The following is a 26,943-nucleotide window of genomic DNA, read 5'->3' as shown; positions in this document are numbered from 1 at the left end:
GTTTTTTATGTCCAACAGCAGTCGTAGTCCATCAAATAAGTACTTGATGTTTTAAATCTTTCCATCCATAGACATGCTCAAAGATTTCAGTGAGCCTGTACCTATAGAGGTGTTAGAAGAAGCAGCACTTGGCAACCCATTCGGAGTTGAAAGTTCGCGCATGGAATACGATGTATGCTAATGCCATAGAGTTAGCACCTATTATTCAGCTTATTTTAACAGTTATGTTACTTGATGAGGAAGATATGATGCAATTTGTTTGTGTTAACCATTTCAATAAGGAAGGTGTGTTAACACAAGAGCTAAAATTAAAATATAAATCGATAATAGAGTGATACAATACTTTTTAAATTTTAGGGGAATATTGTATAATAAAGATAGCTCCATATGATGTGCCTTTTGACTAGAAAGGATGTTTGTTATGATCCAATCTTTATGGCAAAAGTATAAAAGTGTGTTGCTCCCCGGCATACTTGTCATCAGTGGACTTTGTTACTTCTATTTTTCGAGTTTTGACTCTTCACCTCCCCAAGAAGAGCTCATCGAAACAATCCAACTTACTGAACAAACAGAAACGGTAGAGCCTGTCCAAGAAGCGGTCTTCCAACAGGTGATTGTTGATGTAAAAGGTGCTGTATTATATCCTGGTGTTTATGCGCTTAAACCTGAGCAACGTATCATAGATGCCGTCCAGCTTGCAGGTGGCTATACACAGGATGCAGATACACAGTTTATGAATCATGCACAAAAAGTGTTAGATGAAATGGTCATTTATATACCTGCAAAGGGTGAGCAACTAGAACAAGTACCGTCTCGTTTTATCGCTATGCCGACAGTTGAAACAACTAAAGGGAATGAGGGCGTGAAAGACGGAAAGGTAAATTTAAATAAGGCAGATGCTGCCACACTAACAACTTTAGTTGGAATAGGACCGTCTAAGGCGCAAAGTATCATTGCCTATCGGCAGGAAAACGGTAGCTTTAAATCCATAGAAGATTTAAAAAAGATTACCGGTATAGGCGATAAGACATTTGAAAAACTAAAAGATTCAATTACGGTTAATTAAACTCTTCAATATTTTGAGATATTGACGACTCTTTTCGAAAAGGGCTACACTAGAGTAGAAAAGCATCGTTGACAGTTAGTCGCGATAGCCTAATATTATTGGAGGTAGTCATATGGAGCGTATTACTTGGGATCAATTTTTCATGGCACAAAGCCATTTACTCGCATTACGAAGCACTTGTACAAGACTAGCGGTAGGTGCAACAATTGTACGTGATAAACGTATTATTGCAGGAGGCTATAACGGTTCGATTACTGGTGATGAACATTGTATTGAAGAAGGCTGCTATGTTGTGGATAATCATTGTGTGCGTACAATACATGCAGAAATGAATGCACTTCTACAATGTGCAAAATATGGTACACCAACGAAGGGTGCAGACTTATATGTTACGCATTTCCCCTGCCTACCATGTACAAAATCAATTATTCAAGCTGGTATTGAGCGCGTGTATTATGCTACAGACTATAAAAACAACCCGTATGCACAAGAATTATTTAGAAAAGCGGGCGTGGAAGTCTTGCATGTACCATTTGATGAACGTAAAATTGACTTCTTAAGCAATGAAAAATTAGCTTTGTACATAGACATGCTGAATGAGTTACGTGAGAGTGGCCTACCGGCAGAAAAATTACTCCCTTATGAACAGAAGGTGAGTGCATTATTTGGCAAAACACTGTAAAACATAAATGGATTTACCTAGCATTAGCTGTACTTGTAGCATCCATAGCCGTACACAAGTCAGCATGGCTACTCATTATTTTACTACTACTGGCAATGTGGCTAATCTATAAAGGTGAGACACATGTGTTTTCAGCGCTCGTTGTGAGCGCTGGACTTCTTTCATTTTTCTTCTTATTAGTCGTGCAATTGACGGAACCTTCCCCTTTACCGTCATCCTTTCAATTAACATGGACAAACGAATATAAAATCAATGGGCAAAAGCTACGTGGCTTTGCGAAAACAGAGACCGGTGAAAAGCTTTATGTTGTGTATAGCTTTGCCTCAGAGCAAGAGAAAAATTTTTATATAAATACATCAATTACAGGCTTCAACTATCTTGTACAAGGCGAACTTGTAGCGCCAACACCCCCTGCACACGCTTATGCTTTCTCAATGCAAGATTATTTGGTGAGTAAAGGTGCAAATGGCATATTCGAAGTGACAGACTGGTCCTACGTATCCACAGAAAAATCGATTCGATCCTTTCTTGCGAAGCAAAGGTTGCAGGTGAAAAAGCATATTGAGGCTACGTTCCCACAATCATTAGCTGCAGAGGCACAGGCGCTTCTTATAGGCCTGCAAGATCATGTCGACGATGAACTACAACGTGCTTATCAAAAACTTGGCATTACGCATTTGTTTGCGATTTCAGGTCTACATGTAGCACTCGTGTCATGGCTGTTTTACGAAGGACTATTGCGTGTTGGTGTACGCAAAGAAATAGCTAGGGTTGTTTTACTTATTATTTTACCTATGTACGGAATTTTGGCTGGTGGTGCCCCTTCCGTATGGCGTGCAGTTTCAGTGGTTGAATTTGTCTTGCTGATGCGGTATGTGAAGTGGCAAGTGCCTATTGATGATGCACTAGCAATTAGCTTTATTGGCTTTATTCTACTTGAACCTGGTGTCATTTTTCAGGTAGGATTTCAATTATCGTATCTAGCTACGTTGGGCATTGTCTATTCAGGAGTACTCTTTAAACTGTCAAAGGGCTGGTTGATGCAGTCATTTTTAATAACAGTTGTTTGCCAAGTGCTTGTTTATCCACTATTACTTCATCATTTTTATGAAGTTTCCATTTCCTCATTTTTTGCAAATATAGTCTTCGTACCATTGTTTTCATTTATAATATTACCATCTAATATTGTGCTGCTAATTATGACGTATATATCCATACCTGTAGCAAACTGCGTGTTTCATCTATATGAGCCGTTACGTGTTTTACTGACGGAGGCAATCGTATATTTACAAACATTGCCATATCAACTTTGGACACCTGGTAAGCCTGCAATTTGGCTTGTTTGTTTGGCATTTGTTAGTGTGTTAACAGGTTTATATTTTTTAGAGGAACGGTACTATGGAAAGTTTATAACAGTGCTTATCATCCCAGCTATGTGTATTCACATCGCTCCAATGTTATTTAACGATACAAAGCTCACGTTTTTAAATGTAGGTCAGGGAGATTGTACGGTTATTGAATTGCCTTTTCGCAAGGCTGTGTATGTTGTGGATGCCGGTGGGCTTCTGCGCTTTGAACAGGAGGCATGGAAGACATCTCGTAGCCCATATGAGGTTGGAAAACAGGTAGTTGTACCTTTTTTAAAGGGCAAAGGGATCCGAACAATAGATATTTTCTTAGTCACACATGCGGATGCAGACCATGTAGAGGGAGCAGAAGAAGTATTAAAGGAGATTCGTATGCTCGAAATTCATGTAACGCCTGGCTCCATGGATAAACCTGTGATGCGAGATTTGTTAGTAGAAGCGTCGCAACAAAAAGTGCCTGTGAAGGAAAAGATGCAGGGAACAGCGTGGCAAATGGGCGAGTCAAGCTTTCACTATTTATGGCCCCGTGATACGGATTACGAGGGCAATGACGATTCAATTGTCTTATATATGCAACAAGGGACGTTTAGAGCGTTGCTAACAGGTGATTTAGAGGAGGATGGGGAAAGAGAGCTCATCAAGCTTTATGGAAGCCTGTTAGCGAATATGACGCTTTTAAAGGCAGGGCATCATGGCAGTAAAACATCAAGCATCGAGTCTTTTGTTGAACTGTTACAGCCTGAATTGACAATTTTTAGTGCAGGGCTCAATAATCGCTATCAACACCCACATGATATGGTTGTAGAACGTTTTAGAAAGCGTCAATTAATGACAAGGACAACTGCAATCGATGGCACTATTGAAATCCGAATACAAGCGAATAGATGGACAATGCATACAGAAAAAGACCTTGTCCAATATTGAACAAGGTCTTTTCACCTGTCTAAGAGGTAGATTTACATTGCAGCGTAGTCTACTACTATTGCGATGATGAACATAATAGCGAAGACTGCAAAAGATACGCCGAAACCAATGCCTGAGTCGATTGCATCGTTACGTCTGCATTGTATATTTTTACCTTCAAATGGATTCATTGTTATCCCTCCAATTCTGTTATTTATTATAAGACATCATTTTCATAAAAGCTATATCGAAAACGTGAATTAACCGTGCTGCAAGGGACACAAATTAGTCAAAGTCACAAAGGGCCATAAATCATGTATACTATTTCTATTGCTAAATGGAGGGGAAACAATGATTTCAAACGTTTGGAACAACATAAAAAAAGGTGAGCTTTCGCCAGTTTATTTGCTCGTTGGGGAGGAAAGCTATTTTATAGATGAAACTGTAAAACGTTTAAAAGAAGCAATTGCTGCAAATGATGAGGTAGAAATGACTACATTTGATTTAGAAGAAACGCCCGTTGATGTAGTGATTGACGAAGCAGATACCATCCCTTTTTTCTCAGAACGTAAGCTTATTATTGCCAAAAATGCTTCCTTTTTAAAAGCGACAGAAAAAGGTAAAGAAAAAATTGATCACGATGTGAAACGGTTAGAGGCATGGCTAGGAAACCCTTCAGATTTTTCTGTGACGGTTTTTATTGCCCCATATGAAAAGCTTGATGAACGTAAAAAAGTAACGAAAATGATGAAAGAACATGCCTTTTTAGTACAAGCAGAAACACCGAAAGAGCAAGATTTAGCTGTGTGGATTCAAGGGCTTGTCAAGGCACAGGGAAACACTATTACACAAAATGCCATTGAACAGCTTGTAACGATGGTTGGCTCAAACATGCTTCAACTTCAAATGGAAATTGAAAAACTGTCCTTATATTTAGGAGAGGGTGGGGAAATTACAGTTACTTTAGTTGAGGATTTAGTGGCGAAAACATTGGAACAGGATGCCTTCAAAATGTTGAATGCTTATTTAGCCAATGAGCCTGTTGCGGCACTATCTATTTATCACGATTTGCTGCGCCAAAAGCAAGAACCCATCATGCTTGTAGGTCTTCTAGCATCCAATGTACGTACAATGTCGAATGTTTTTTATTTATTGAAAAAAGGTTATCATCCGCAGCAAATTGCCAAAAATTTAAAAATTCATCCTTATCGTGTGAAGTTAATGGTTGAACAGCGTAATCGTCCCTCGGAGGAAAGTTTACTCAAGGCTCTATACCAATTAGCTGAAGTAGATTTACAACTAAAAACGGCCGGTGGTAATCGTGAGCGTTATTTAGAGCTGTTTTTACTACGACAACTGTAAAATTTATTTTTGAGTTAGACTTAAATGGTTGTATAATGTCGTGGGAGGTTTTGAACGTGCAAAAACGAATTCAGTATATGGATAGCTTACGTGCCATTGCAATTTTAGGCGTGTTATTATTGCATGTAGCGACTCCTTATGTCGTACTTTATGGCAAAATAAATGAAATCGATTGGCAAATCGGCATTATTTATAATGCTTTGTCTCGCTGGTGTGTGCCAATTTTTTTAATGATCAGTGGGGCACTTCTGCTGGGCAGAACGGAAGAACCACTAGGTATCTTTTTCAAAAAACGAGCCAATAAAATTTTACTGCCGTTTATTGCTTGGTCAATTATCTATTACGCATGGGCAACATATATGTGGAGCCCTGGTTATTCATGGAAAGAATTTTTTATTATGTTTTTTAATAATCAAATATATTATCATTTGTGGTATTTTTATGCACTTATCGGCATTTATTTGCTAGCACCGATAGTTAATATTTTTGTCAATCATGCATCCAAACAAATGATTGGCTATGTTGTGGTTCTATGGATTTTATTTTATGGAGTCTTGCGCTATTATTCCTATATAGTGAGTAATGAATTTACATTGTTTTTCCCGTTGAGTGAATACATTGGCTTCTTTTTACTGGGCTATTACTTGGCGGCATTTGAGTTAACAAAGAAATGGCGTATAGGGATATATGTCTTAGGGTTTATCGGAGCAATGGAAACGGTATTACGGACAAATGTTTTAACGGCGGAGCAGGGACAATTCACAAGCTATGCTTTTTCGTATTCCAGTCCCAATGTCATTGCAATGAGTGTGGCACTCTTTGTCTTTGTGAAATATTGGGTCAATCGAAAAGCTGCTCGCGGCACTTATAGGACAAGCGGAATTATAAAACTAATTGGCCAAACAAGTTTTGGTGTGTACTTAGTTCATGCGATGATTCTTGATAAAGTACGTCCTTACTTTTTTGAAGACGATGAGCTTTTTTTAAAGCCGATTATGGCCATTCCAATGCAAGTGTTCATTATTCTAGTGCTGTCCACGATGATTGTATGGATCATTCAAAAAATACCACTAGTAAAACGCATTGTCTAGATTTGTTAAAAAAGACTGTCCAATATTAATGTTGGGCAGTCTTCTCTCATTAAAAATGAAAAAAGATCAGCTACTCCTAAGAGAGTAAACTGATCTTATAAACACTTACGCTTTTTTAGCTAGGCGAGACTTTTTACGAGCCGCCGCGTTTTTGTGGATAAGTCCTTTTGAAGCTGCTTTATCTAAAGATTTGTAAGCTGCTTGTAAAAGTTCTTGTGCGTTTTCAGCGTTAACAGCAACAGCGTTTTCAGCTTTTTTCACTGTAGTACGCATTGCAGATTTAGCTTGAGAGTTAGCAGCGTTAGCTTTTGCGTTAACTTTTACGCGTTTAATCGCAGATTTAATGTTTGGCATATCTTTCACCTCCTAAATTAGGTACGAGATGATATCTTCTCATTGATTTCTTGTGTCAATACAACAAAAATCATTTTAACAAACGCTAGGCTAAATTGCAATAGATAAATGCAAAGAATATTTACTTGACAGTTTGAACAAACTACCGATTGAGGTGAATTATATGCAAAATTTAAATTGGCAACGTTCAGACTTAATTGATGAATCTGATGAGGTTGTTTTACATCAAACGAGGGAACAGAAACAAACGCTAGAGCAGTCGAGTGGTATACAAGTTGAAGATCGAAATGCTGGCCGAGTGAAAATTACGGATGTGCAAGTCAACGGTGAGGGCGAAAAGCAAATCGGTAAAAAGCAAGGGCAGTATATTACCCTGTCCGTACCAACCCTTACATTAGAAGATAAGGATGGTTTTCAACAGCTAGAGAAAGCACTCCTGACGAATTTTAAAAAATTACATGAATCGATTGCATGGAAAGATGATGACAAAATTTTAATTATAGGTTTAGGAAATCGCACAATTACACCGGATGCTATCGGCCCTTATTTGATAGACCATTTGCATAGTCTAGAGCAAATCGATGACAAATTCGTGATGTACGCTCCAGGTGTAACCGGCCAGACTGGCTATGAAACAGGTGAATTTGTTGCGGCGTTGGCAGAACGTATAAAACCAAAATTAATTATCGTCGTCGATGCACTCGCAACGAGGGCAAGTAGCCGTTTATGCAAAACAGTTCAGCTTACAGATACGGGGATTCACCCTGGTTCTGGTGTAGGGAACCAGCGTCAGGAAATTTCATTTGAAATGCTTGGCGTGCCTGTGACAGCAATTGGTATCCCAACAGTAGTGGATGCACCCGTTTTAATTGCAGATGCTGTAGAACTGATGCTACGCTCTATAGCGGCACGTGTCGCAGAACGTGGTAAACCTTCATCTAAGTTATCACTGTCTTCTTGGCAACCAGACACTAATAAAGAATTAGATATGTCTCTGATAACACCTATTTTTGGGGAATGGGCTACTTGGTCAAAGGAGGAGCGACAACAATTGTTTGAAGAAACATTTGCGGCCTCTCATTCACAGCTGATGGTCACGCCAAAGGAGGCAGACTATTGGATTGATAAGTATGCAACACTCATTTCTTCTATGCTAACGAAATGGGCAAGCGAACTATAATTTCATCGTTCTAAAAGACACATCCCCTCCATACGATAAGGGGAGGAGGGTGTGACTTTGCTAAAAAAACTACAATGGTCAACTGGTCTATTATTGTTCTTCTTCGTATTACCTGTCATTGCTGGGCAACTTCCGTTCAACAAGCAAGCATCGACTCCGTTAAAACAACCAGAGGATAAACAAGTCGTGTTTGCCGCTACTAATTTAGCTGAACAAAGTGTGTTAGAGCAGACGAAAGATCCCTTTAAAGTTTTATTGTTATTTACCCATTCACATGAAGCATATGAACCGATTGTGCAAGCTGTCAACGGAAAAGTAGCAACTTCTCATGAAACGACCAATATTTTTAGTTTGCAAGATATGATTGTCAATCATTTTAATGTAAATGGACTGCAAACAGATGTTTTAGATGTAGATGTCATGAAAGAAATTAAACTAGAAGGCAGAGGGTATCATGAAGCTTACAATGTGATGAGACCACATTTGAGTAAACATTTGGAAACAAATAAATATGATTTAATATTAGACTTGCATCGAGATTCTTTAAAACATGATCGAACAACTTTAACATTGAATGGTGAAAACTATGCGAAAATTGCCCTTGTTGTAGGGGCTGAGCATGTAAATTATCGATGGAACACGGCATATGCTGAAAGTTTGTCAACAACCTTAAATTCGATTGTTCCTAATATTTCCAAAGGTGTTATCTCAAAAAGTGGCGATGGTGTGGACGGACGTTACAATCAGGATTTAGCAAAACAAATGATGATTGTAGAGGTTGGTGGAATTGGCAATACTGAAGAAGAAATCAATCGAACAATTGCCGTTTTAGGGAAAGCTATTGCGAAAGCTTTCGCAGCGGAGAAAAAATAATAGTCATTGTTAGAATTGAAAAATACACCATGATTAACTAATATGAGACTTCAAATAATCCAAAACGTTAATATATCAAAGCATAGAGAAAGTAAGGCTAGTTATTAGCCACTTTTTCCCTAACAACTTTTTAGCTACATCCCAAAGCAACTGGAGATGGAGTTAAAAAGTTGTTTTTGTTTTGCTAGAATTCGATGTCCCTACATAACCACTAGTTTAATTCAATTGTTAGCTATGCAGCGTGATAGCACTATAGACGACCCTTCAAAGTCAGCCTTTGTTTTTAGTTTTAGGTAAAAAAATTTTTGTCTTAAACTTTTAAAGTAATTCATGCGTCTTTTTTATAGAAAATGAATCAGAACGAAAAAGGGGACGTTGTTTTATCATCAGACAAAAAATTTGCAACATATAAAAATAGAGGTTGTACAGATTATTGGAGGAATTTTATGTTAAGCAAGACATTAAATCATCGTTATATCCCTGGATTAGATGGGATTAGAGCTATAGCAGTACTATCTGTCATTGCTTACCATTTTAACTTTAGTTGGGCCAGTGGAGGGTTCTTAGGAGTTGATATCTTTTTTGTATTATCAGGATATTTAATAACCTCCACAATTTTACCGGTAAAAGGAAATGGCTTAAAGTTAAGTTTAGGTCAATTTTGGATTGGTAGGATTCGACGTCTCTTACCAGCTGCATATGTCATGATAATTGTTACTTTTGTTTGGGTAATGCTATTTAACAAGGAACTTCTACATACTTTGCGGGGAGATGCAGTTTCGTCTCTGTTTTATATGAGCAATTGGTGGTTCGTTTATCATAAACTTTCATACTTTGATAGTTTCGGTTCGCCTTCACCCTTTAAAAATTTATGGTCACTAGCCATTGAAGAACAATTTTATGTCGTATGGCCTATCATATTAACTGTTGGGTTATATATTTTTAGAAAGCAAAGCAAATTATCGATATTTATCTTTATCAGTGCATTATGTTCGGCGATATTAATGAGCATACTGTATCAACCAGGAATGGATCCGAGTCGTGTTTATTATGGGACCGATACGCGCGCGTTTGAGTTACTTATTGGCTGTTGGTTAGCACTAGTCTGGCCCATGAAACGGCTTACATCCCAAAAACTTTCTAGCGAACACGTCAATAAACTAAATATAACAAGTTGGGTTGCTTTTAGTATCTTGATACTTTGTGTTTTTTTTGTAGATGAATATCAAGGGTTTTTATACAGAGGAGGCATGTTCCTTGTTTCGATAAATGCAGCGATATTGATAGCATGTGTTTGTCACCCAGTTAGCTTTTTGGGAAAATTACTTTCATGGAAGCCCTTTTGCTGGATAGGCTCAAGATCATATGGAATTTATCTTTGGCACTATCCAATAATGGTGTTGGGTACCCCTGTTCACGAAATCGGAAATCCAGTATACTGGCGTATCGCTTTACAGATGATCGTTATATTGATTATTGCTGAACTGTCTTATCGTTTTATTGAAACGCCGATTCGCAAACGTGGATTCCGTTCATTTTATCGTCAGTATGTTGTAATCGATCTAACAAAATGGGCAAGTTTTTCTTTTGCAAGAAAAATATCAACGGTACTTTTACCACTATTTCTTCTAGTGTTTTTTACAGGCATTACAGGGGTAGTTGGTGAAGCACAAAAGGATGCAAAAGAATTATATCCAACGCATGTAAAAATAGATGGTGAACCACAGACTTCAAGCAGTGACATCGATAACAATCCGGAAACATTGGATCAGAAATCTCGCGATAATGGAGAAATAGCTGGCACTAACATCGAACACAATAAAGAAACGCCTCAAACGGAGACAAACGATTCTAATTCTAACTCATTGAATGATTCTTATGAGGGAATATTAGCCATTGGAGATTCTGTAATGATTGATATTGCTTCAAGCTTACAAAAAATATATCCTAACATTACAATTGATGCAAAAATTGGCAGACAAGTTTCGCAAGCTGTCAAGTTGGCACCTGCTTTTGCTAATTTTAATCAATCGAAAAAAGCAGTCATTATTCAACTAGGTACAAATGGTTATTTTACTAACAATCAAATAGACATGCTTCTTGGAGCATTTTCAAATGCTCACCTTTATTTAGTAAATACGCGTGTACCACGTCCATGGGAAGGAAAAGTGAATAACGCTTTGTATAGGAAGGCTCAAGAGCATGACAATATTACGCTGATCGATTGGCATGCCGCAGCCATTGATCATCCTGAATATTTTGCTCCAGACGGTGTACATTTGGAACAAAAAGGAGTCGAAACGCTAACAAATCTAATTCAACAAGCACTACTGAATCAAACGCATGTTGAGGAATAACAAACTCTTCTTCAAATGAAGTTTTTTCTGACAGTAAAGGGATATATAACACACAAGTAAGAATGCTTATTGCGTTCTTGCTTTTTCAATATCGTAAGAAAATTGTCGTGCTGTTATTTTTGAAACCTTTTCACGTACCATTCGTATTATAACTAGACAATTTGAATTGAGAGAACTGAAAAAAGGGAGACATGAATTTTTGAACCGTTGAATGAAACTATTACTTTTTGTGATTTACTTGATTGTCATTGCGGATGCGTATTACGCAACGTTGTTTATTGAACCAAAAACACCGCCGCAACACCAGACAATGAAAGGGACTACCATTACGATGGCACAACTGCGGTAGCAACCCTAACAAAAGGAAACCTACAACACATCGTTTGAAGCCATCACTACTACAATCCATCAAGCAATTTCTTCAGAGCACTATGTGTTCCAAAGAAAAAGAGATGATCAACAATCTGTTCACGCTTAGATTGGACGTATGCAAAGGAATGCAAGAGCCACCTTTCATCTTTAAACGATATCGACTTTTACGTTGCTGATAATAATGTTAGCAATAGTTAAGCTAAAAGCTGCAGCTCTCTTGGCAGCTTTTTTTGTTTGGCACATTAATTTTCCTGTCCAATTGTAGAATATATTCGAGATCAGAAACCTTATAAAGTACCCTAGTATGTTGAAAGTATCAATCTTTTTAGAAAACAGTCCAAATGTAAAAAGAGGGACGCAAATGCCCCAATCAATCCTTTCTCACATACGCCTGTACATAAGCTCGCCCTATGATTATTAGCCCCACCTAGCCCCAAATCTATGCATTTATATGCCGTATCTTGCAAAATCTAAAAACAGCATAAAACACTTCAAGTATTGATGTTATAGGCTTTCAAGTCTAGTTGCTGTTGTACTTTGCATATCGTTCATAGTATAATTCATTATAGTTTAATTAGGAGTGGAAGATATGAACCGAGAAGCACGTTTAAAAAGACAAGAGAATATTCGAAATTTCTCTATTATCGCACATATTGACCACGGGAAATCAACGCTTGCTGACCGCATTCTAGAGCAAACGAAATCACTGACGTCCCGTGAAATGAAAGCACAGCTACTCGACTCAATGGATTTAGAACGTGAGCGAGGCATAACGATTAAATTAAATGCAGTGCAATTAAAATATGAAGCAAAAGATGGCGAAGTGTATACATTTCATCTAATCGACACACCAGGACACGTCGATTTCACATATGAAGTATCACGTAGTTTAGCCGCTTGTGAAGGCGCTATTTTAGTCGTCGATGCAGCGCAAGGCATCGAAGCGCAAACACTCGCAAATGTTTACTTAGCATTAGATAATGACCTTGAAATTTTACCAGTCATCAATAAAATTGACTTACCAGCCGCTGATCCGGAACGTGTACGTCAAGAAGTAGAAGATGTAATTGGTCTAGATGCTTCTGAAGCGGTTTTAGCTTCTGCTAAAGCTGGTATCGGGATTGAAGAAATTTTAGAACAGATTGTAGAAAAGGTACCTGCACCAACTGGTGATCCAGATGCGCCTTTACAAGCACTTATTTTCGACTCAGTGTATGATGCGTATAAAGGTGTTATCATCTCTATCCGTATCATGAATGGTACAGTAAAAGCGGGCGATAAAATCCGCATGATGGCCACTGATGCAGAATTCGAAGTTATTGAAGTCGGAATTCATACACCAAAAATCACACCACAAGCAGAACTAACTGTTGGGGATGTTGGTTATTTAACAGCGTCAATTAAAAATGTAGGCGACACGCGCGTAGGGGATACAGTGACATTCGCAAAACGCCCAGCAAAAGAAGCATTAGCTGGTTATCGTCGTTTAAATCCAATGGTATATTGCGGTTTATATCCTATAGACACAGCGAAATATAATGACTTACGTGATGCATTAGAAAAATTAGAGTTAAATGATTCTGCGCTTCAATATGAACCTGAAACATCACAAGCACTTGGCTTCGGTTTCCGTTGTGGATTCTTAGGACTTTTACATATGGAAATCATACAGGAACGTATCGAGCGTGAATTCAATATTGACCTAATTACAACGGCACCATCTGTAATTTATGATGTGCATATGACAGATGGCTCGTCAGTGAAGGTCGATAACCCGTCAATGATGCCAGATCCACAAAAAATTGACCGTGTAGAAGAGCCATATGTCAAAGCGACGATTATGGTACCGAACGATTATGTAGGTGCAGTTATGGAGCTTTGTCAAATCAAACGGGGTAATTTCATGACGATGGATTATATCGATACTACACGTGTTAGCATCATTTATGAAATGCCATTATCAGAAATTGTCTATGATTTCTTCGATTACCTAAAATCGAACACAAAAGGTTATGCATCGTTTGACTATGAATTAATTGGGTACAAACCATCGAAACTTGTAAAAATGGATATCCTCCTTAATGGTGAACAAGTCGATGCACTTAGCTTCATCGTTCACCGTGACTTTGCTTACGAGCGTGGTAAAGTGATCGTAGAAAAACTAAAAGAATTAATCCCGCGTCAACAATTCGAAGTACCAATTCAAGCAGCAATTGGTCAAAAAATTGTAGCACGTTCAACAATTAAATCAATGGGTAAAAACGTACTTGCAAAATGTTACGGTGGGGATATTTCTCGTAAACGTAAATTACTTGAAAAACAAAAAGCGGGTAAGAAACGTATGAAACAAGTTGGTTCGGTCGAAGTTCCTCAAGAAGCATTCATGGCTGTTCTGAAAATGGATGATACGAAGTAAGGTTGATGTAACAGCGTTTATAGGGGTTTTAAACAAATAGTTTTGTATCAGTTGGGTGGAGATTGCCAACGAATTGCCACCGCATTGAAATTGTTCCAGCAATTTATAAATCTTTAGCGATGGAGTCAAAAATATCAGCGGCATCTCTTGCCATCTTCTGTGTTAAATGGACATAGCGGTCTTCAGTAATTGCTGATCTGCTGTGTCCTAATCTTTTTTGAACAGTTTTTATTGGTTGTCCACTTTCAATTAACATCGTTGCATGGGTATGTCGTAAAGAATGATAATTGAAATCGATACCTAACTTCTTTCTGATTAAATCTCTTGTTTGATACTTAATAACAGCAGGTGTGTAATGTTCTCCATTTTCTTTTTTACAAACAAAATCATGATCAGGGTCTTGATGATAAAATTCTCCGTACTTTAATCGATTTTCAATTTGTTTCTTTTTGGCTTTCTTTAAAATCTCCATTAGAGTTCTGCCAACTGGAATAGTACGATATCCAGATTTAGATTTTGGTGTGGCAACAACCCATTTAAAATATTCATTTCCTTCTTCATCTGTAATCTTTTTATTAATTAATTGTTGTTCAATTTCTACTATCATTTCATCGAAGTTTATATGCTTCCATTCAAGTCCACATAATTCTCCAACTCGAACTCCACAATGAAATCCAATATGAAATGGTAAATAGAATGGATGATTCTCATTTATTTTTTCATTCAAGAGTCTTAAATTTTCTTTTGATTGTATTTTTAAATCATCTTTAGTAGGTTTACGGTCCTTTTCTTTTAATAACTCAACATATTGCATTGGATTTTCGTTTATATACTTATAAGGATAAACAGCTTGCTTCAATGATTTGTTGAGTATTCCTTGTATAATACTAATTGTTTGTCTAGCCAACCCTTCCCGTACTTTTAAATTCATAAATTGTTGTAAAACATGTGGTGTAAGAGATTTCAATTTATATTTACCGATGTGTGGTAAAATGTGATTTTTAATAGTAATACGGTAGTTTTCCTGTGTATTTGGTTTTAATCGTAATTGTACATATTCGATTTGCCAAAACATAAGAAAATATGTAAGGTCATTTCGGATGGTTTGAATATAGTACCTGCATTTTCATACTCTAATATTTTTCTTCTTAATACAGATTCTGCTTCAGCCTTAGTTTGAGCACTTTCAGCTGGACGTTCTATCTTTTTCCGTTTGCCATCAACCATACCTAAATCAAAATAGTAATACCACCTATTACCACGCTTGCGAACTCCGCCTTTCATAAAACAAACTCCTCTCATATTTAGTCTTTTTATGTTAATCTCACATAGTAATCACCACCTTTTAAGTACGTATGTTCTTTTGGATTCTCAATAATTTAAAACAAAAAGATCGATATGAAACGATTCAAGAAAACGAGCATTATAAACGGATATTAGAAGCGATAGAGGTATTAAAAAGTGAACACGATTCGCTATATGAATTAATTAAAGAGGATTGATTTAATGCCTTCCACAGATAATTGTGGAGGGCTTTTATTATGCAAAAAAGGAAGGTGTCAAATGAAAACAGACACATTATATACCTCTCTGGTGGGTGGTTCCATGGCATGGATCGCTTATTTTGTTGGTGGCATTGACCATCTAATTAAAGCTTTTATTATTTTTATGGCGATTGATTATGCACTTGGATTAATGGTTGGATTTATCTTTAAAAATATTGAGAGCAAAAAGGCGTTTAAAGGCTTAATCAAAAAGACAGCGATGTGTTTGATGGTTATTGCTGCAGTGCAATTAGACTTAGCAACCGAGAGCGGTAACTTTATGCGAAACGCCATGATACTTTTCCTTATCGGTATGGAAGGAATAAGCATGATTGAGAATCTTGGCAAGTTAGGAATCAAAGTACCAAAGTTTTTAATGAATGCATTTACGCAACTTCAAATCGACAATGATGACAAACCAAAGGATGATGTGAAATGACAAGCGTAACAACTACATGCCGAAATCTTGATGAGCTATTACCAGCTGCACAAACAGCCTGTCGATTATTGTTTCAGGAGTGCTACAAGGCAGGCATAAAAAACATCTTCATCACAGAAACATATCGCAGCCAAGAAAGGCAAAAGTACTTATACGCACAAGGAAGAACACGACCAGGGCAGATTGTTACCTGGACATTAAACAGTAATCATAAATCACGTCTAGCGTGGGATATTGCTGTAGGCCCTCCACAATCTTTATATGATGTGACCACTCTAAACCGAGTGGGGGCTATAGCCAAGAAGTTAGGTATCGAGTGGGGAGGGACTTGGACTAACGCTATTGACCGTCCACACTTTGAAGTAAAAGCGAATTGGTTAATGCCAAAGGGTTACAAATTAGAAGGACAAGTAATTGTACCAAGCAACAGTAAATATAAAGTTCAATTAATTGTGGAAGACAAAAAGGAGGAAATTAAAGTGACAAATTGGAATCCGGGTTCACCAGCTATGAAAACTGAAACGGGAAACTTTATTGCACAGGCGGTTAAAGATGGCATTATTCAGGAATCGCATTTGAAGGATTTACAGAATGGTACTATGACTACTGATCGTTTGGTAGGGTTATACATTACAATTCAACAACGACGTAGTAAAAGCTGAGTTGCAGTGTTAAATTAAGAACTCCTCATAACATAAGCCTTGTAATATATATATATTGCAAGGCTTATGTGTAAAATAATGCATCCTAAACTTTATTAGTGGATAAGGCATACCATAGCTTGAGCGCCTAAACAACTAGCACAAGTTACAGCACCTACAATATTTCCGCCAAATATTACAGAGAGACAAGCAGCAGAACATAATTGTTTCGTAAGTTCAGGAGCATTTTTCCAAGCATTTTTTAAACAATCCCAGGTATCGCTCCAATAACCTGCTGTACCACTATCAGTTGGAGATACTTCGTTGTATATTTTTCTTTCAATAATTTCGTTTGTGCCTACTTCTAGAGTCAAACCAACTATTTTTTCGTCATTTAATGTTGAATATGTAATTTCAATTTCATTATTTTCGATATCAAGAATTGATTTCATGATAATAAAATCATTACTAACTTCACCATTTGTTTTATCATAAGCAGTCAATAAACGAATATCAAAGTTTTCGTTGTTTTGTTTATAAGGAATCATTAAACCATCTTTATCCTTGCCGAAATCTAAGAACTCAGTATTTTCCCAATCAAAATCATCTTTATTGTACTCACTATGACTAAACTTTTCCGCTATATCTAAATCTTCTTTTACATCGTGTATTAATATATTATTTTTTAATAAACCTGCTTTTTCTATTGGTAAAGGTAATTTTTGTGAACAGCTATTACAATCATTGTTCTCATCTTTTTCCTTAGCAAAAGCTCTATCTAAATTTACAGATAGGGGTTGTGGTTATTACCTATATACTTGTATTGATATAATAATTCCGGTGCAACTTTTCTTTTCTGCACAAAGGATTAAGATGCACCATTCCTCAACCATACACCAAAGCCCAGGTACTCAATTAATTTTGAGCCTGGGCTATTTCATTTAATACAGTTACACCAAATTCAGATTCTGACACTTCAATAAACACTGAATCTTCTTCTCTCGCATGTTCGACGTTCAATGTACAATTCAATATACTCTTGATCGTTTGCAAATTTTTCATCGTTCACTGATTCTCTAAGCTCATCTACCCCCAAGCTTACGTATAAAAATAAGTTTGGGCTTTTGGACCAGAAAGGTATATTTTAATTTTTTTGTTTTTTCCGTCTTTCTTTTTTTGTCTACTTGCTAAATTCAGCAAGTAAAATATTTGTAAAAGGATTAGGACTGTTATCTCTACCTAAACTGTTCAAACTGACGACCATCGTATGCTTGCCTCCAAGTGTACCTCCAGCAATAGTAGAAAACCCTAGAAGGCCACCTGTGTGTCCCCATATTGATACCCCATTTGGAAGCTTAGTTTCAAAGATTCCAAGACCATATCCATCGATCCCTGCTTTTCCTGTAGGAACTGTAGTAAGCATTTGTTTTAGTTGCTGTTCCTTCAGTAATCTGCCACCGAGCAAAGAAGAGAAGAATCTATTTAAGTCGTCAGCAGTAGAAATCATATCTCCAGCCGAGCTACCTGCACTTGGGTTATAATAAGTAACGTCTTTTATCTCACTTGCTTCGTCTGGTTGGGAATATCCACGAGCATGCTTGGTGCCTGGGATAACGCTTGAATTGCCAGGCAGGAAAGTATCCGACAATTCAAGCGGTTCAATAATCCGATTTTCAATCTCTTCCGCGTAGCTGTTTCCGGTTACTTTTTCAATAAGAATACCCAGTAATACGTATCCTGTGTTTGAATAATACCATCCCTTTCCTGGGGCAAAGTCTGGTGGCAGAGAAGTCCCCATCTTCACTAGTTCTTCAGCTGTATACGATTTTTTTGGATCCATAAAATCAGCGTCTTTTGACCTTGAGTATTCAGCGATACCACTTGTATGGTTCAATATCTGCCGGATGGTAATCTGTTTACCATTATATCCGTTTCCTTGAATGGCACCAGGCAACCATTTTTCGATGGAGTCGTCTAGATTCAATCGGTTTTCTCCAGCTAATTGAAGTACAACCGTTGCGGTGAACGTCTTTGTTACGCTGCCAATGCGAAAGCGAAAATCTGTTTCCATTGGTTTCTTGGTGCTCAGATTCGCTACCCCTGCGGCATAACCCCACGTTTTTTCATCCTCAGAAGTTTTAGCAAGTATCCCTGGGAATCCAAGTTGCAATGTATCATGCATTGCTTTCTTGACGGAATTATGATCTCTTTGAGTGCTTGTTTGTAACGAACTAGATACATTTTGAGTGGGCTCTGCTTTTACGTATGGCGGGGAACTTCCAGTTATTAAAAGGGCCAGACTTACAAATGTAATTTGACTACGTATTTTCATAAGGCATTCCTCTCCTCTATTAATATTGTATAGGTGAGTGCTTGTTGTTCCATATTAATCACGCAACAATCATCTTTCCCCAACAAGCGGTAAATTCCTCTTTTTTCACATCCTTTTCCTTCCGAATTACTTACGTTCAAAATAGTTTCTATAATAGGGAATAAGGAGGCTTTATTCTGGGAAGTTATGGTAGTTTATCGCTTCTTTATTTCTTTTACAATGTTTTCTTTTTCTGGCTAATTGTGTGTATATATTTAATTGTAAGTTTCCATAACACTTTCCCCAACCAAAACATCAACACACCAGTCACAATAGAAATTGGCAAGAACTGCATTGGGCTTGGTGTAAATGCTCCCATCTGGATTGTTATTCCGGCAATATCATATCCCATAAGATACCCGACAAATTTAATGATTCCGCCTATTGGTGTAATAACTCCACTAATCATTAAAGCAATGGAAAGAGTACTGATAAAAGGCAAAAGAAGCATACCGCTGACGCCTGCAAAGCTGCTACAAAATACAAATACAGCGCCGAATTTACGCCAACTAAATTTACTGTTCTTTGAAATGGCTTCACCTAAGTATGCTTTCGCTAATTCTTTTGGGTTTCCTAATCGTTCGATGATTTGCTCAGAAGATACACCATTATTTTGCAATTCAAGCATTACACTTTTGATTTCTTTTACAATGTCAAGACGCTCGGAAGCAGACATAGATTTCAAATACTTTTCAATTTTTACAAGATAGTCATTCGTAATTTTATCCATTATTTAACCCTCCCTTAATTTCTGATATAGCTGATAATAAATTATCCCATTCTAGGGACATAGCGTTTAAGTATTCGTTTCCTTTTTCTGTAATGGAATAATATTTTCTCGGTGGCAAGCCCTCTTTACTTTCTTGCCAAAATGCAGAAATATATTCTTCTTTCAATAATCTTCTAAGCAGAGGATAAATTGTGTTTTCTTTTGCAGCAACAATAGGATACTGCTCTAACTTACTTATGATTTCATAGCCATAATACGGACGCTGCTTTATTAGCAATAGAATACAAAAATCGAGTGTTCCTCGCTTAATTTGTGATTTCCAATCTTCTACATTCATGTATTGTACCTCCCGATGTACATCGTACAACACAGTACATCAATAATCAATAGTATATCAGATTTCTTATTCAACGAAATAAAGATATTTTACCCGGTCGTCAGGATTAAATAAAGGTGAGGCGATGAACGGCCTTGCACGAGCCTTATTCTTTCGAAAAAGAGGTGCGCTCGTGAAAGAGATTTACAAGACCAACTTCAACGTGCAAGCGCCCTAAGCATCATCATTAATGCAATCAGCGTATTGTGGTAAAATATTGGCAGACTAGTAATGGACCGTACTTAAATATTGAGGCAGTTTTAGGAGGGGGAAACGACATTGAGGAAAATGATTAGTTTTTTCTTTATTGTGGGTTTAATTTTGTCAGGGTGTTCAGAAGATGTAAAAGCTGACTGGAAAACAAGCCCGACTTTTACTAAAGATAATATGATTTTACATGGATTAGAAGGAAAATTCGGTATTATAAAAGTTAATGGGGAAAGTGATGAGCCAGTGTTTCCAGTTGGTGACGAAGGAAGACTATACCGAGTCTATTTTTTAGAAAAAGATTTTATCGGAAAAAATTTTAAAATTACAGCAACACATAAGGATACAGGAGAAATTGTAAAACTTTATGAATGGGCAATTGAAAACAAACAGAGTGGGGCGAAGTTTGGATTTGATAAAAAAGGGCTTTGGAAAATTTCTGTTTTAGTTGATGAAAAACCATATACAGATTTTATTATTGAAGCAGAGAAGAAAGAATAATCGGGCGCTTTATAATAGAAAAAAATTATAGAAATGATCAAACTTTTTTATAAAGCTACAGGAAACATAAAATTTTATGTTTCTAAAATTTATTCTGTTAATTAAAACTTGTCAAAACACAAACGTTCGTTCTGTGATGTTCGCAAACAAATGTTCTTTTTGGAGGAGTGTAGAGTATGAAAGAGCAACTGATTAAAGCAATGCAACGTAATTAATTAGTAAACCCCAATATAAAAGTAATCTTAAATGAATAATCCTTCAAGGTGATTCCGATTTATAATGAAATTGCCAGGCTACATAGAAGTGTTAGCCTGGCAAATTATATAGGTATATTATTAAAAATAAATGCAATATTTATTCCTTTATAATGGCTGCTTGAATTATTAAGCGCGTCTAATAGCGTCAATTTTTTGGCAATCAATAACAACTGGTGTAGCTGCAGCTGCAGCAGCACTTCCACCTGTACAATCTAGATCAAGGAAGTATGCACAACAACTTTTTGGATCCAAGTTGATGAAAGTAAGATTTAAGAAACTGCCTCCACCTGATAGGAAAACGTCTACTAAAGTCCCTGGTTCTAAGCGTTTTAAGAAGTCACAAGCGCAACCTTTGCAGCGGTGTTTGTCAGATTTCTCTTCTTTATAAGAGTACTTTTCATCTTCATAGTAAGAATCCTCTTCATAGTAGTAATCGTCTTTGTGGCCATAATCTTTCTCTTTTTTCTTACAACGTTTTTTAACTTCGACGTCAACATCTACTTCTACTTCTACATCTACATCAATAAATACTTTTTCATGTTTGCGATGATGGCATTTTTTCTCTTCGTGTTTCTTGTGGTCACACTTGCGTTTGTCATGTTTCTCTTCGTGTTTCTTGTGGTCACACTTGCATTTATCATGTTTCTCTTCGTGTTTTTCACATTCACACCAACATTTGAATTTTTCATCTTTAGCCATCTTTTTGTTATAATCCCAATTCATATGTTTTCCGTATCTACTATCTTTCATCATTCAATCTCCCTTTTTGTAAGTTTTTTTTGTAATGCTAGCGTTAAGCCTTACACTTCTAATCTATGAATTTAAATGAAGGGTACGTGGTAATTTGACCCTATAATAGAGTAAAAATAATTTGTTTCTAGAAATGTTGAAAAATAAATGAATACCTAGATTAAAAGAAATGGTGCTTGTTACGGCTGAATTAGTAGATTGTTATAAAGTCGAAACCACAGTAGGTTTTATCCAAAGGAAAAACCGTTAATGGTTTAGTGGTGGCTTTGGTGATTATACGGCGGGCGACATGCGTGGAAATTAACCAATATATCTTTACTGAACAAAATGCAGGATGGAAGTGGAAATATTTATATAATTTTTCAAATAAAAATGGTTGCACGATGTTTTATCTATGTATATAATGTGATTGAAGTATATACACATTATATACAATTTTAAGCAATTATATGTAAATTGGTCTACAAGGACAACTAATGAAAGGGTATAACCACTACACTTATACTCTATAGAGGGTTAGAGTTTAGTAAATCTCAAATTGATGAAGCATGAGAGGAGGAGTGTTCAAATGACTGACACTGAAAAAACGCATAATAGTAATCTAGCAAAACGTTGGTTAATCACCCTTGGTATATTTTTAATTGTTCAATTGATCTTTATCGCCGTTGATGGAACTTCCCTGGAGCCAAACATGAACGATAGTGATAAATTATTTGCCAGGATAGGAAGATGGGTTTTGGACTCAAAGCTCTTTACTGAATGGATTACCCCTTATTCCTTTCCCTTTTTTAATATGTTCATGACAATTCATGTCATGGCTATACTGATTGCTGCAGTATTGCACATTATTTCAAGTATGTTTTCAAAAAAATAAAGAAGAGGAATTGGTATGAAAATAATTATTTTCAACAGTTCATTAGGTTGCGTTTCTATTATAAAGCAGGAACGCTTTTTCACTAACGGAGGGTTTTAGTTGAATAAGCTATGATAAGACCACTCCGTGATGGGTGGTCTTCTTTACTTCATTATTATATATACGTTTTTCATTTCTGTACCTATATCATACAAGTCACGTAGTAATGACCGACCACACTTAGTGGGACGCCGTTTAATATAGCAAGGTGTCAAGGGCTTGAATGTCTAGCTTTATCCTTTAGGCTGATATATAAAGAGCCATTTGTTTGAACTTGAGCAAAATAGACATCTTCAACAGATTGAATATTTTGCTTTTTTAACATTTTTATTAGCCAATCTTCTGTCAACTCAAGCTCTACTAGGTTTTCGTAAATAAGTTGGCCATCTGAAACCACTTCTGTTGGTAGGTAGGTAGGAGGTGATACACTTGCTTTAACATCCTGCTTCGTAGCAACCTGTTCAGAAGTCTTTTGCAAAACACTGAGTTTACCATTCGGCTCAAGTAATGCATATTGAACATCCTGTACAGAGAAAATAGCTTGTTCGCGTAACATCATTGTTAACTCATCCATATGCAGACGATTTTTCTTTAAGGCAGATTCTAAAATAAGTCCATTTTGTACAACTATAGTAGGTTTACCATCAATGAGGACACGAGTTTTCGTAGATTTAATGGTAACAATAGTCATTATATATGTTAAAACCCCCCACCAGACTAGTGCAATGAATGCATCTAAAAAGTTTGTTTGAGCCTGTGATGCAATTTGAGCTGCGATAGAACCAAGTGTTATACCTGTTATATAGTGAAAAAAAGTGAGTTGACTAAGTTGTTTTTTTCCGAGGATTCTAGTTAGAATAAGTAGCACAAAAAAAGAAAATATAACTCTAAGTATCATTTCCCAAAACTGCGTGTGGATAAAGTCTCCCATACATAAATCACTCCCTTAAACTGGTGTCGAAAAATAGCTTGTGCAAAAATCTTCAGGAGTATGCGACAATCACTGACAAATAAATCTGTAGAGCGAAGCGAGGAAGCCTTAATTGGAGCAGTCAATAATTAATTAGTAAATTAGTTAATATTATTTTCTTCATTATCTACACGTTCGTTTATTGTGTTACTATCTTTTTTAGCACAATTTATTTTCCGCAATTTTGCTACAATAAGCAATAACAAAGGCAAAAAAATGGCAAAGGAAGATATAAATAGTGGCCAAGTTACCTTATTATATTCAGTTGAGTGAATAACGTTAGGATGTATAATTTGAGAAAGTGCGATTGAAATCATCCCAAGTGGTAATATTAGCTGTCGATGATCTTTAATATTGAGTATTTGTCCTAATCCCTTAACTGTTGCGTAGAAATATAGATACAATCTAATAAAAATTGTGAAAAACCACATAAAAGCCATAACTACCTCAATGCGTTGTAAAAAATTACCTATAGATATCCTTTGAGCAAGTGCATAGCTAGGGAAAGCTCGTGAGGATGTATTTGTAACTCCAAGTACTAAAATACATAAACCAATGATTAAAGTTAATACTGCACCTCCTCCTATTGTGCCTATATAAAATCCTTTTTGAGCAGACTTATTTTCATTTATTGCAGAAGGAAAAACCATCAATAATACAATTATAGGAAGGGAATGAATGCTCGTAAAAATAAAAATACTGGATATAAATGGCTTTGTTGTTGTTTCAAGTATGGGTTGTACATTCTTAACATCTATTTCCGGAGATATGCAAATCACAAAAATTAGAAATAAAAACAAAAACAAAGTTAATAGAATTTCGGCAGAACGTGCAAAGACTTCTATACCTAAATAAGTAGCATATATGAGAGCCACATTAACTAAGATAACAAATGCAACTGTCGGAGTCTCGGGCATAACTTCTGTTTGCATAAAATTCCCTATATAGTATAATAATTGACTTGCTGAAATAAAGGTCAAAATGATAAATCCAACGGCTGTAAATTTACCAATAAATTTTCCTAATATCTTTTCATTGGCCTCCACAAAGGATAAATTAGGAGTCTTATTTGCTAAGGTTATGAAAAGTTTTATCACTAAGAAACTTAATACCACCCCTACTGCAGATGTAATCCAAGCATCTTGTTTAACCACTTCGACCATAACAGCAGGAATAACTAATATAGCTGTACCTATTGAATAGAGAAAGACGATTATAGTAAACTGACGAGTACCAATAATTTCCTCATTCAAATTCTTCACCTCTCAGCTTTTAAAAAATAATATCTGCTTCATTATCGTGGAGACCTTAGAGAAGATAATGTCTTTCTTATATAGTTTAATTAAAAGGATAGACATATTAATGAAAAAATAATCAAACAAACAAATAAGACTACTCCTCAGAAATGGTCTAATCCCCTATCAAGTAGACGATGTAAAAAAGACTATACTTATAGTCAATTACATGACTGGCGGGGGTTTTTCTATGAAAAGAAAAAAAGCCTATTCAACTGAATTTAAAATAGGAGTACAAACAAAAAAAAGACAACCGTAATTAGTTATCTGTTTTATCATTTGTCTTTAATTGTTTTGCTTTATTAATTACTTCCTTAAAGGCTACTTTAATCTCCTCGATTGTATAGCCTTTTTCAAGCAATTCGTTTGTTGTTTGTTCTAACTGGTTCACTTAATTACTTCTTCATCTCTGATAACATCTTATTGTGATTACAAGTCAATGGAGTGATTGTTGCCTACATTTTGCTTACGGAAGGTTAAAAAATCATTATGTTTTGAAAAGATTTGATTTAATGCAACACGAGTTTAAGGAACCTTATAAATTCATGGTTTAAGAGGGTTTTTAGAAGTTAAAAAGATACAATAAATATCAACAAAATACGTTTATGAATTAGGAAGCATTCATGGCTGTTCTGAAAATGGATGATACGAAGTAAGGTTGATGTAACAGCGTTTATAGGGGTTTTAAACAAATAGTTTTGTATCAGTTGGGTGGAGATTGCCACCGAATTGAAATTGTTCCAGCAATTTATAAATCTTTAGCGATGGAGTCAAAAATATCAGCGGCATCTCTTGCCATCTTCTGTGTTAAATGGACATAGCGGTCTTCAGTAATTGCTGATCTGCTGTGTCCTAATCTTTTTTGAACAGTTTTTATTGGTTGTCCACTTTCAATTAACATCGTTGCATGGGTATGTCGTAAAGAATGATAATTGAAATCGATACCTAACTTCTTTCTGATTAAATCTCTTGTTTGATACTTAATAACAGCAGGTGTGTAATGTTCTCCATTTTCTTTTTTACAAACAAAATCATGATCAGGGTCTTGATGATAAAATTCTCCGTACTTTAATCGATTTTCAATTTGTTTCTTTTTGGCTTTCTTTAAAATCTCCATTAGAGTTCTGCCAACTGGAATAGTACGATATCCAGATTTAGATTTTGGTGTGGCAACAACCCATTTAAAATATTCATTTCCTTCTTCATCTGTAATCTTTTTATTAATTAATTGTTGTTCAATTTCTACTATCATTTCATCGAAGTTTATATGCTTCCATTCAAGTCCACATAATTCTCCAACTCGAACTCCACAATGAAATCCAATATGAAATGGTAAATAGAATGGATGATTCTCATTTATTTTTTCATTCAAGAGTCTTAAATTTTCTTTTGATTGTATTTTTAAATCATCTTTAGAGTACATTAACTATCGCAAGTACATTAAGGGCCGTATTCACAGGAGCATTTAACAAGGCTGAAGAGCGTTCAAAAGTGAAGCCTAATAAATCATCATCTATAGAAGAAACTCCTTCTAAACAACGTCCAGTACCTTTCTATAATTGGTTAAAAGAGCGAGATAGCCGTCCACAATCAAATACAAGACCAACAATCGATAACTGGTTGTTGTGGTAAAGGGAGATATAGATATGACACATTTTGATTACATGCAGCAGCAAGGTCAAATTACTATTTATGATTTACTGGATCAATATGAAGAAATGAAATTCAAAAAGACACCTAGAAATGTAAATAAGCATGTTGATAAAAAAGTAAAAGAACCTCGCAAAGTGGGATATATTGTTCGGTGATTTTTATACCACTTGTATACCCGGTACTGTGCCCGATTGAATGCCAACTGGGTATTGAAGTGGGTAGATATAAAATTCAGTTGTATCAATGGTTTGTACTGTATTTAAGAATGCCCAA

At 36.2% G+C, this 26,943-nt stretch carries 29 protein-coding genes and 2 pseudogenes; 17 read left to right on the top strand and 14 right to left on the bottom strand.

Annotated features, from left to right (window positions below):
• Positions 1-128: 128 nt before the first annotated feature.
• From C9J31_RS16020 to C9J31_RS16005, 4 genes are all read left to right on the top strand, one after another.
• The gene (locus C9J31_RS16020) at positions 129-335 is read left to right on the top strand and encodes a hypothetical protein (RefSeq protein ID WP_107951111.1); all 207 of its coding nucleotides are present in this window, start codon (positions 129-131) and stop codon (positions 333-335) included.
• Positions 336-421: 86 nt separating this feature from the next.
• Complete coding sequence (locus C9J31_RS16015) at positions 422-1,066, top strand: helix-hairpin-helix domain-containing protein (protein ID WP_107951112.1); 645 nt, start codon at positions 422-424, stop codon at positions 1,064-1,066.
• Between the two features lie 112 nt (positions 1,067-1,178).
• Complete coding sequence (locus C9J31_RS16010) at positions 1,179-1,748, top strand: ComE operon protein 2 (RefSeq protein ID WP_054767767.1); 570 nt, start codon at positions 1,179-1,181, stop codon at positions 1,746-1,748.
• Between the two features lie 125 nt (positions 1,749-1,873).
• Positions 1,874-4,039: a DNA internalization-related competence protein ComEC/Rec2 gene (locus C9J31_RS16005; RefSeq protein ID WP_244854818.1), complete on the top strand. Its 2,166-nt coding sequence runs from the start codon at positions 1,874-1,876 to the stop codon at positions 4,037-4,039.
• Positions 4,040-4,071: 32 nt separating this feature from the next.
• Here C9J31_RS16005 and C9J31_RS16000 read toward each other — a convergent pair whose 3' ends face one another.
• Positions 4,072-4,209, bottom strand: coding sequence for a YqzM family protein (locus C9J31_RS16000; protein ID WP_107924764.1), 138 nt, complete (start codon positions 4,207-4,209; stop codon positions 4,072-4,074).
• Between the two features lie 160 nt (positions 4,210-4,369).
• Between C9J31_RS16000 and holA the strand changes: the two genes are divergently transcribed.
• The gene (gene holA / locus C9J31_RS15995) at positions 4,370-5,380 is read left to right on the top strand and encodes a DNA polymerase III subunit delta (protein ID WP_107924763.1); all 1,011 of its coding nucleotides are present in this window, start codon (positions 4,370-4,372) and stop codon (positions 5,378-5,380) included.
• A 56-nt stretch (positions 5,381-5,436) separates the two neighbouring features.
• Positions 5,437-6,471 (top strand): acyltransferase, encoded by a 1,035-nt coding sequence (locus C9J31_RS15990; protein ID WP_167395964.1) that lies wholly within the window; start codon positions 5,437-5,439, stop codon positions 6,469-6,471.
• A 105-nt stretch (positions 6,472-6,576) separates the two neighbouring features.
• Here the strand turns inward: C9J31_RS15990 and rpsT are convergent, their stop codons facing one another.
• Entirely contained in the window at positions 6,577-6,825 is a 249-nt protein-coding gene (gene rpsT / locus C9J31_RS15985) for a 30S ribosomal protein S20 (RefSeq protein WP_107924761.1), read from the bottom strand.
• Positions 6,826-6,988: 163 nt separating this feature from the next.
• On the opposite strand from rpsT, the gene gpr reads away from it, so the two are divergent.
• From gpr to lepA, 4 genes are all read left to right on the top strand, one after another.
• Positions 6,989-8,005 carry a GPR endopeptidase gene (gpr, locus tag C9J31_RS15980; RefSeq protein ID WP_107951114.1) on the top strand — a complete coding sequence of 339 codons (1,017 nt, stop codon included), beginning with the start codon at positions 6,989-6,991 and terminating at the stop codon, positions 8,003-8,005.
• A 51-nt stretch (positions 8,006-8,056) separates the two neighbouring features.
• On the top strand, positions 8,057-8,878 hold the full coding sequence (gene spoIIP / locus C9J31_RS15975; protein ID WP_238602193.1) for a stage II sporulation protein P: 822 nt from the start codon (positions 8,057-8,059) through the stop codon (positions 8,876-8,878).
• A gap of 446 nt (positions 8,879-9,324) precedes the next feature.
• Positions 9,325-11,235 carry an acyltransferase family protein gene (locus C9J31_RS15970; protein ID WP_107924758.1) on the top strand — a complete coding sequence of 637 codons (1,911 nt, stop codon included), beginning with the start codon at positions 9,325-9,327 and terminating at the stop codon, positions 11,233-11,235.
• A 961-nt stretch (positions 11,236-12,196) separates the two neighbouring features.
• Positions 12,197-14,023, top strand: a complete 1,827-nt coding sequence (gene lepA, locus C9J31_RS15965) for a translation elongation factor 4 (protein ID WP_107951116.1) — start codon at positions 12,197-12,199, stop codon at positions 14,021-14,023.
• Between the two features lie 103 nt (positions 14,024-14,126).
• On the opposite strand, the gene C9J31_RS15960 is transcribed toward lepA, so the two are convergent.
• The 3 genes and pseudogenes from C9J31_RS15960 to C9J31_RS15955 all read right to left on the bottom strand — a co-directional run bounded on the left by C9J31_RS15960 (position 14,127) and on the right by C9J31_RS15955 (position 15,307).
• A complete protein-coding gene (locus C9J31_RS15960) occupies positions 14,127-14,930 on the bottom strand; it encodes a site-specific integrase (protein ID WP_244854815.1) in 804 nt (267 codons plus the stop codon).
• A gap of 78 nt (positions 14,931-15,008) precedes the next feature.
• Positions 15,009-15,098, bottom strand: a pseudogene (locus tag C9J31_RS24335) (tyrosine-type recombinase/integrase); the annotation flags it as partial.
• Positions 15,062-15,307 carry a hypothetical protein gene (locus C9J31_RS15955; RefSeq protein ID WP_202973824.1) on the bottom strand — a complete coding sequence of 82 codons (246 nt, stop codon included), beginning with the start codon at positions 15,305-15,307 and terminating at the stop codon, positions 15,062-15,064. The gene C9J31_RS15955 and the pseudogene C9J31_RS24335, both read right to left, overlap by 37 nt.
• Positions 15,308-15,586: 279 nt before the next feature.
• Between C9J31_RS15955 and C9J31_RS15950 the strand changes: the two genes are divergently transcribed.
• Both C9J31_RS15950 and C9J31_RS15945 read left to right on the top strand, forming a co-directional pair.
• Positions 15,587-16,006: a phage holin family protein gene (locus C9J31_RS15950; protein WP_107951691.1), complete on the top strand. Its 420-nt coding sequence runs from the start codon at positions 15,587-15,589 to the stop codon at positions 16,004-16,006.
• A complete protein-coding gene (locus tag C9J31_RS15945; protein ID WP_107951682.1) occupies positions 16,003-16,668 on the top strand; it encodes a M15 family metallopeptidase in 666 nt (221 codons plus the stop codon). The genes C9J31_RS15950 and C9J31_RS15945 overlap by 4 nt, the downstream gene beginning before the upstream one ends.
• 95 nt (positions 16,669-16,763) lie before the next feature.
• Here the strand turns inward: C9J31_RS15945 and C9J31_RS23770 are convergent, their stop codons facing one another.
• The 4 genes from C9J31_RS23770 to C9J31_RS15925 form a co-directional block, all read right to left on the bottom strand.
• Positions 16,764-17,195: a hypothetical protein gene (locus C9J31_RS23770; RefSeq protein WP_238602236.1), complete on the bottom strand. Its 432-nt coding sequence runs from the start codon at positions 17,193-17,195 to the stop codon at positions 16,764-16,766.
• Positions 17,196-17,827: 632 nt separating this feature from the next.
• On the bottom strand, positions 17,828-18,979 hold the full coding sequence (locus tag C9J31_RS15935) for a serine hydrolase domain-containing protein (protein WP_107951683.1): 1,152 nt from the start codon (positions 18,977-18,979) through the stop codon (positions 17,828-17,830).
• Positions 18,980-19,193: 214 nt separating this feature from the next.
• A complete protein-coding gene (locus C9J31_RS15930; protein WP_107951684.1) occupies positions 19,194-19,748 on the bottom strand; it encodes a DUF1700 domain-containing protein in 555 nt (184 codons plus the stop codon).
• On the bottom strand, positions 19,741-20,085 hold the full coding sequence (locus C9J31_RS15925) for a PadR family transcriptional regulator (RefSeq protein WP_107951685.1): 345 nt from the start codon (positions 20,083-20,085) through the stop codon (positions 19,741-19,743). The genes C9J31_RS15930 and C9J31_RS15925 overlap by 8 nt, the downstream gene beginning before the upstream one ends.
• Before the next feature lie 103 nt (positions 20,086-20,188).
• Here C9J31_RS15925 and C9J31_RS24330 point away from each other — a divergent pair.
• Both C9J31_RS24330 and C9J31_RS15920 read left to right on the top strand, forming a co-directional pair.
• Positions 20,189-20,328: pseudogene (locus tag C9J31_RS24330) on the top strand (Tn3 family transposase); the annotation flags it as partial.
• 75 nt (positions 20,329-20,403) lie between these two features.
• Positions 20,404-20,832 carry a hypothetical protein gene (locus C9J31_RS15920; protein ID WP_107951686.1) on the top strand — a complete coding sequence of 143 codons (429 nt, stop codon included), beginning with the start codon at positions 20,404-20,406 and terminating at the stop codon, positions 20,830-20,832.
• A gap of 383 nt (positions 20,833-21,215) precedes the next feature.
• On the opposite strand, the gene C9J31_RS15915 is transcribed toward C9J31_RS15920, so the two are convergent.
• On the bottom strand, positions 21,216-21,842 hold the full coding sequence (locus tag C9J31_RS15915; protein WP_244854813.1) for a hypothetical protein: 627 nt from the start codon (positions 21,840-21,842) through the stop codon (positions 21,216-21,218).
• A 565-nt stretch (positions 21,843-22,407) separates the two neighbouring features.
• On the opposite strand from C9J31_RS15915, the gene C9J31_RS15910 reads away from it, so the two are divergent.
• On the top strand, positions 22,408-22,713 hold the full coding sequence (locus tag C9J31_RS15910) for a YfzA family protein (protein ID WP_107951688.1): 306 nt from the start codon (positions 22,408-22,410) through the stop codon (positions 22,711-22,713).
• Between the two features lie 250 nt (positions 22,714-22,963).
• Here C9J31_RS15910 and C9J31_RS15905 read toward each other — a convergent pair whose 3' ends face one another.
• The 4 genes from C9J31_RS15905 to C9J31_RS15895 form a co-directional block, all read right to left on the bottom strand.
• On the bottom strand, positions 22,964-23,683 hold the full coding sequence (locus C9J31_RS15905; RefSeq protein WP_107951689.1) for a DUF421 domain-containing protein: 720 nt from the start codon (positions 23,681-23,683) through the stop codon (positions 22,964-22,966).
• A gap of 140 nt (positions 23,684-23,823) precedes the next feature.
• Positions 23,824-24,975: a GerAB/ArcD/ProY family transporter gene (locus tag C9J31_RS15900; protein ID WP_107951690.1), complete on the bottom strand. Its 1,152-nt coding sequence runs from the start codon at positions 24,973-24,975 to the stop codon at positions 23,824-23,826.
• Between the two features lie 301 nt (positions 24,976-25,276).
• The gene (locus tag C9J31_RS24025; RefSeq protein ID WP_274520213.1) at positions 25,277-25,408 is read right to left on the bottom strand and encodes a hypothetical protein; all 132 of its coding nucleotides are present in this window, start codon (positions 25,406-25,408) and stop codon (positions 25,277-25,279) included.
• 357 nt (positions 25,409-25,765) lie between these two features.
• Positions 25,766-26,440 carry a site-specific integrase gene (locus tag C9J31_RS15895; protein ID WP_211634922.1) on the bottom strand — a complete coding sequence of 225 codons (675 nt, stop codon included), beginning with the start codon at positions 26,438-26,440 and terminating at the stop codon, positions 25,766-25,768.
• A gap of 68 nt (positions 26,441-26,508) precedes the next feature.
• Here C9J31_RS15895 and C9J31_RS15890 point away from each other — a divergent pair, with 68 nt between their 5' ends.
• Both C9J31_RS15890 and C9J31_RS15885 read left to right on the top strand, forming a co-directional pair.
• The gene (locus C9J31_RS15890) at positions 26,509-26,649 is read left to right on the top strand and encodes a hypothetical protein (protein ID WP_193767187.1); all 141 of its coding nucleotides are present in this window, start codon (positions 26,509-26,511) and stop codon (positions 26,647-26,649) included.
• Between the two features lie 14 nt (positions 26,650-26,663).
• Positions 26,664-26,825, top strand: a complete 162-nt coding sequence (locus tag C9J31_RS15885) for a hypothetical protein (RefSeq protein WP_193767188.1) — start codon at positions 26,664-26,666, stop codon at positions 26,823-26,825.
• Positions 26,826-26,943 lie beyond the last annotated feature (118 nt).

Origin of the sequence: Lysinibacillus parviboronicapiens (assembly GCF_003049605.2) — a bacterium.
Taxonomy (GTDB): Bacteria; Bacillota; Bacilli; order Bacillales_A; family Planococcaceae; genus Lysinibacillus; species Lysinibacillus parviboronicapiens.
Note: the sequence above shows the minus strand (reverse complement) of the source record. Positions and strands in the feature narration are given on the sequence as shown.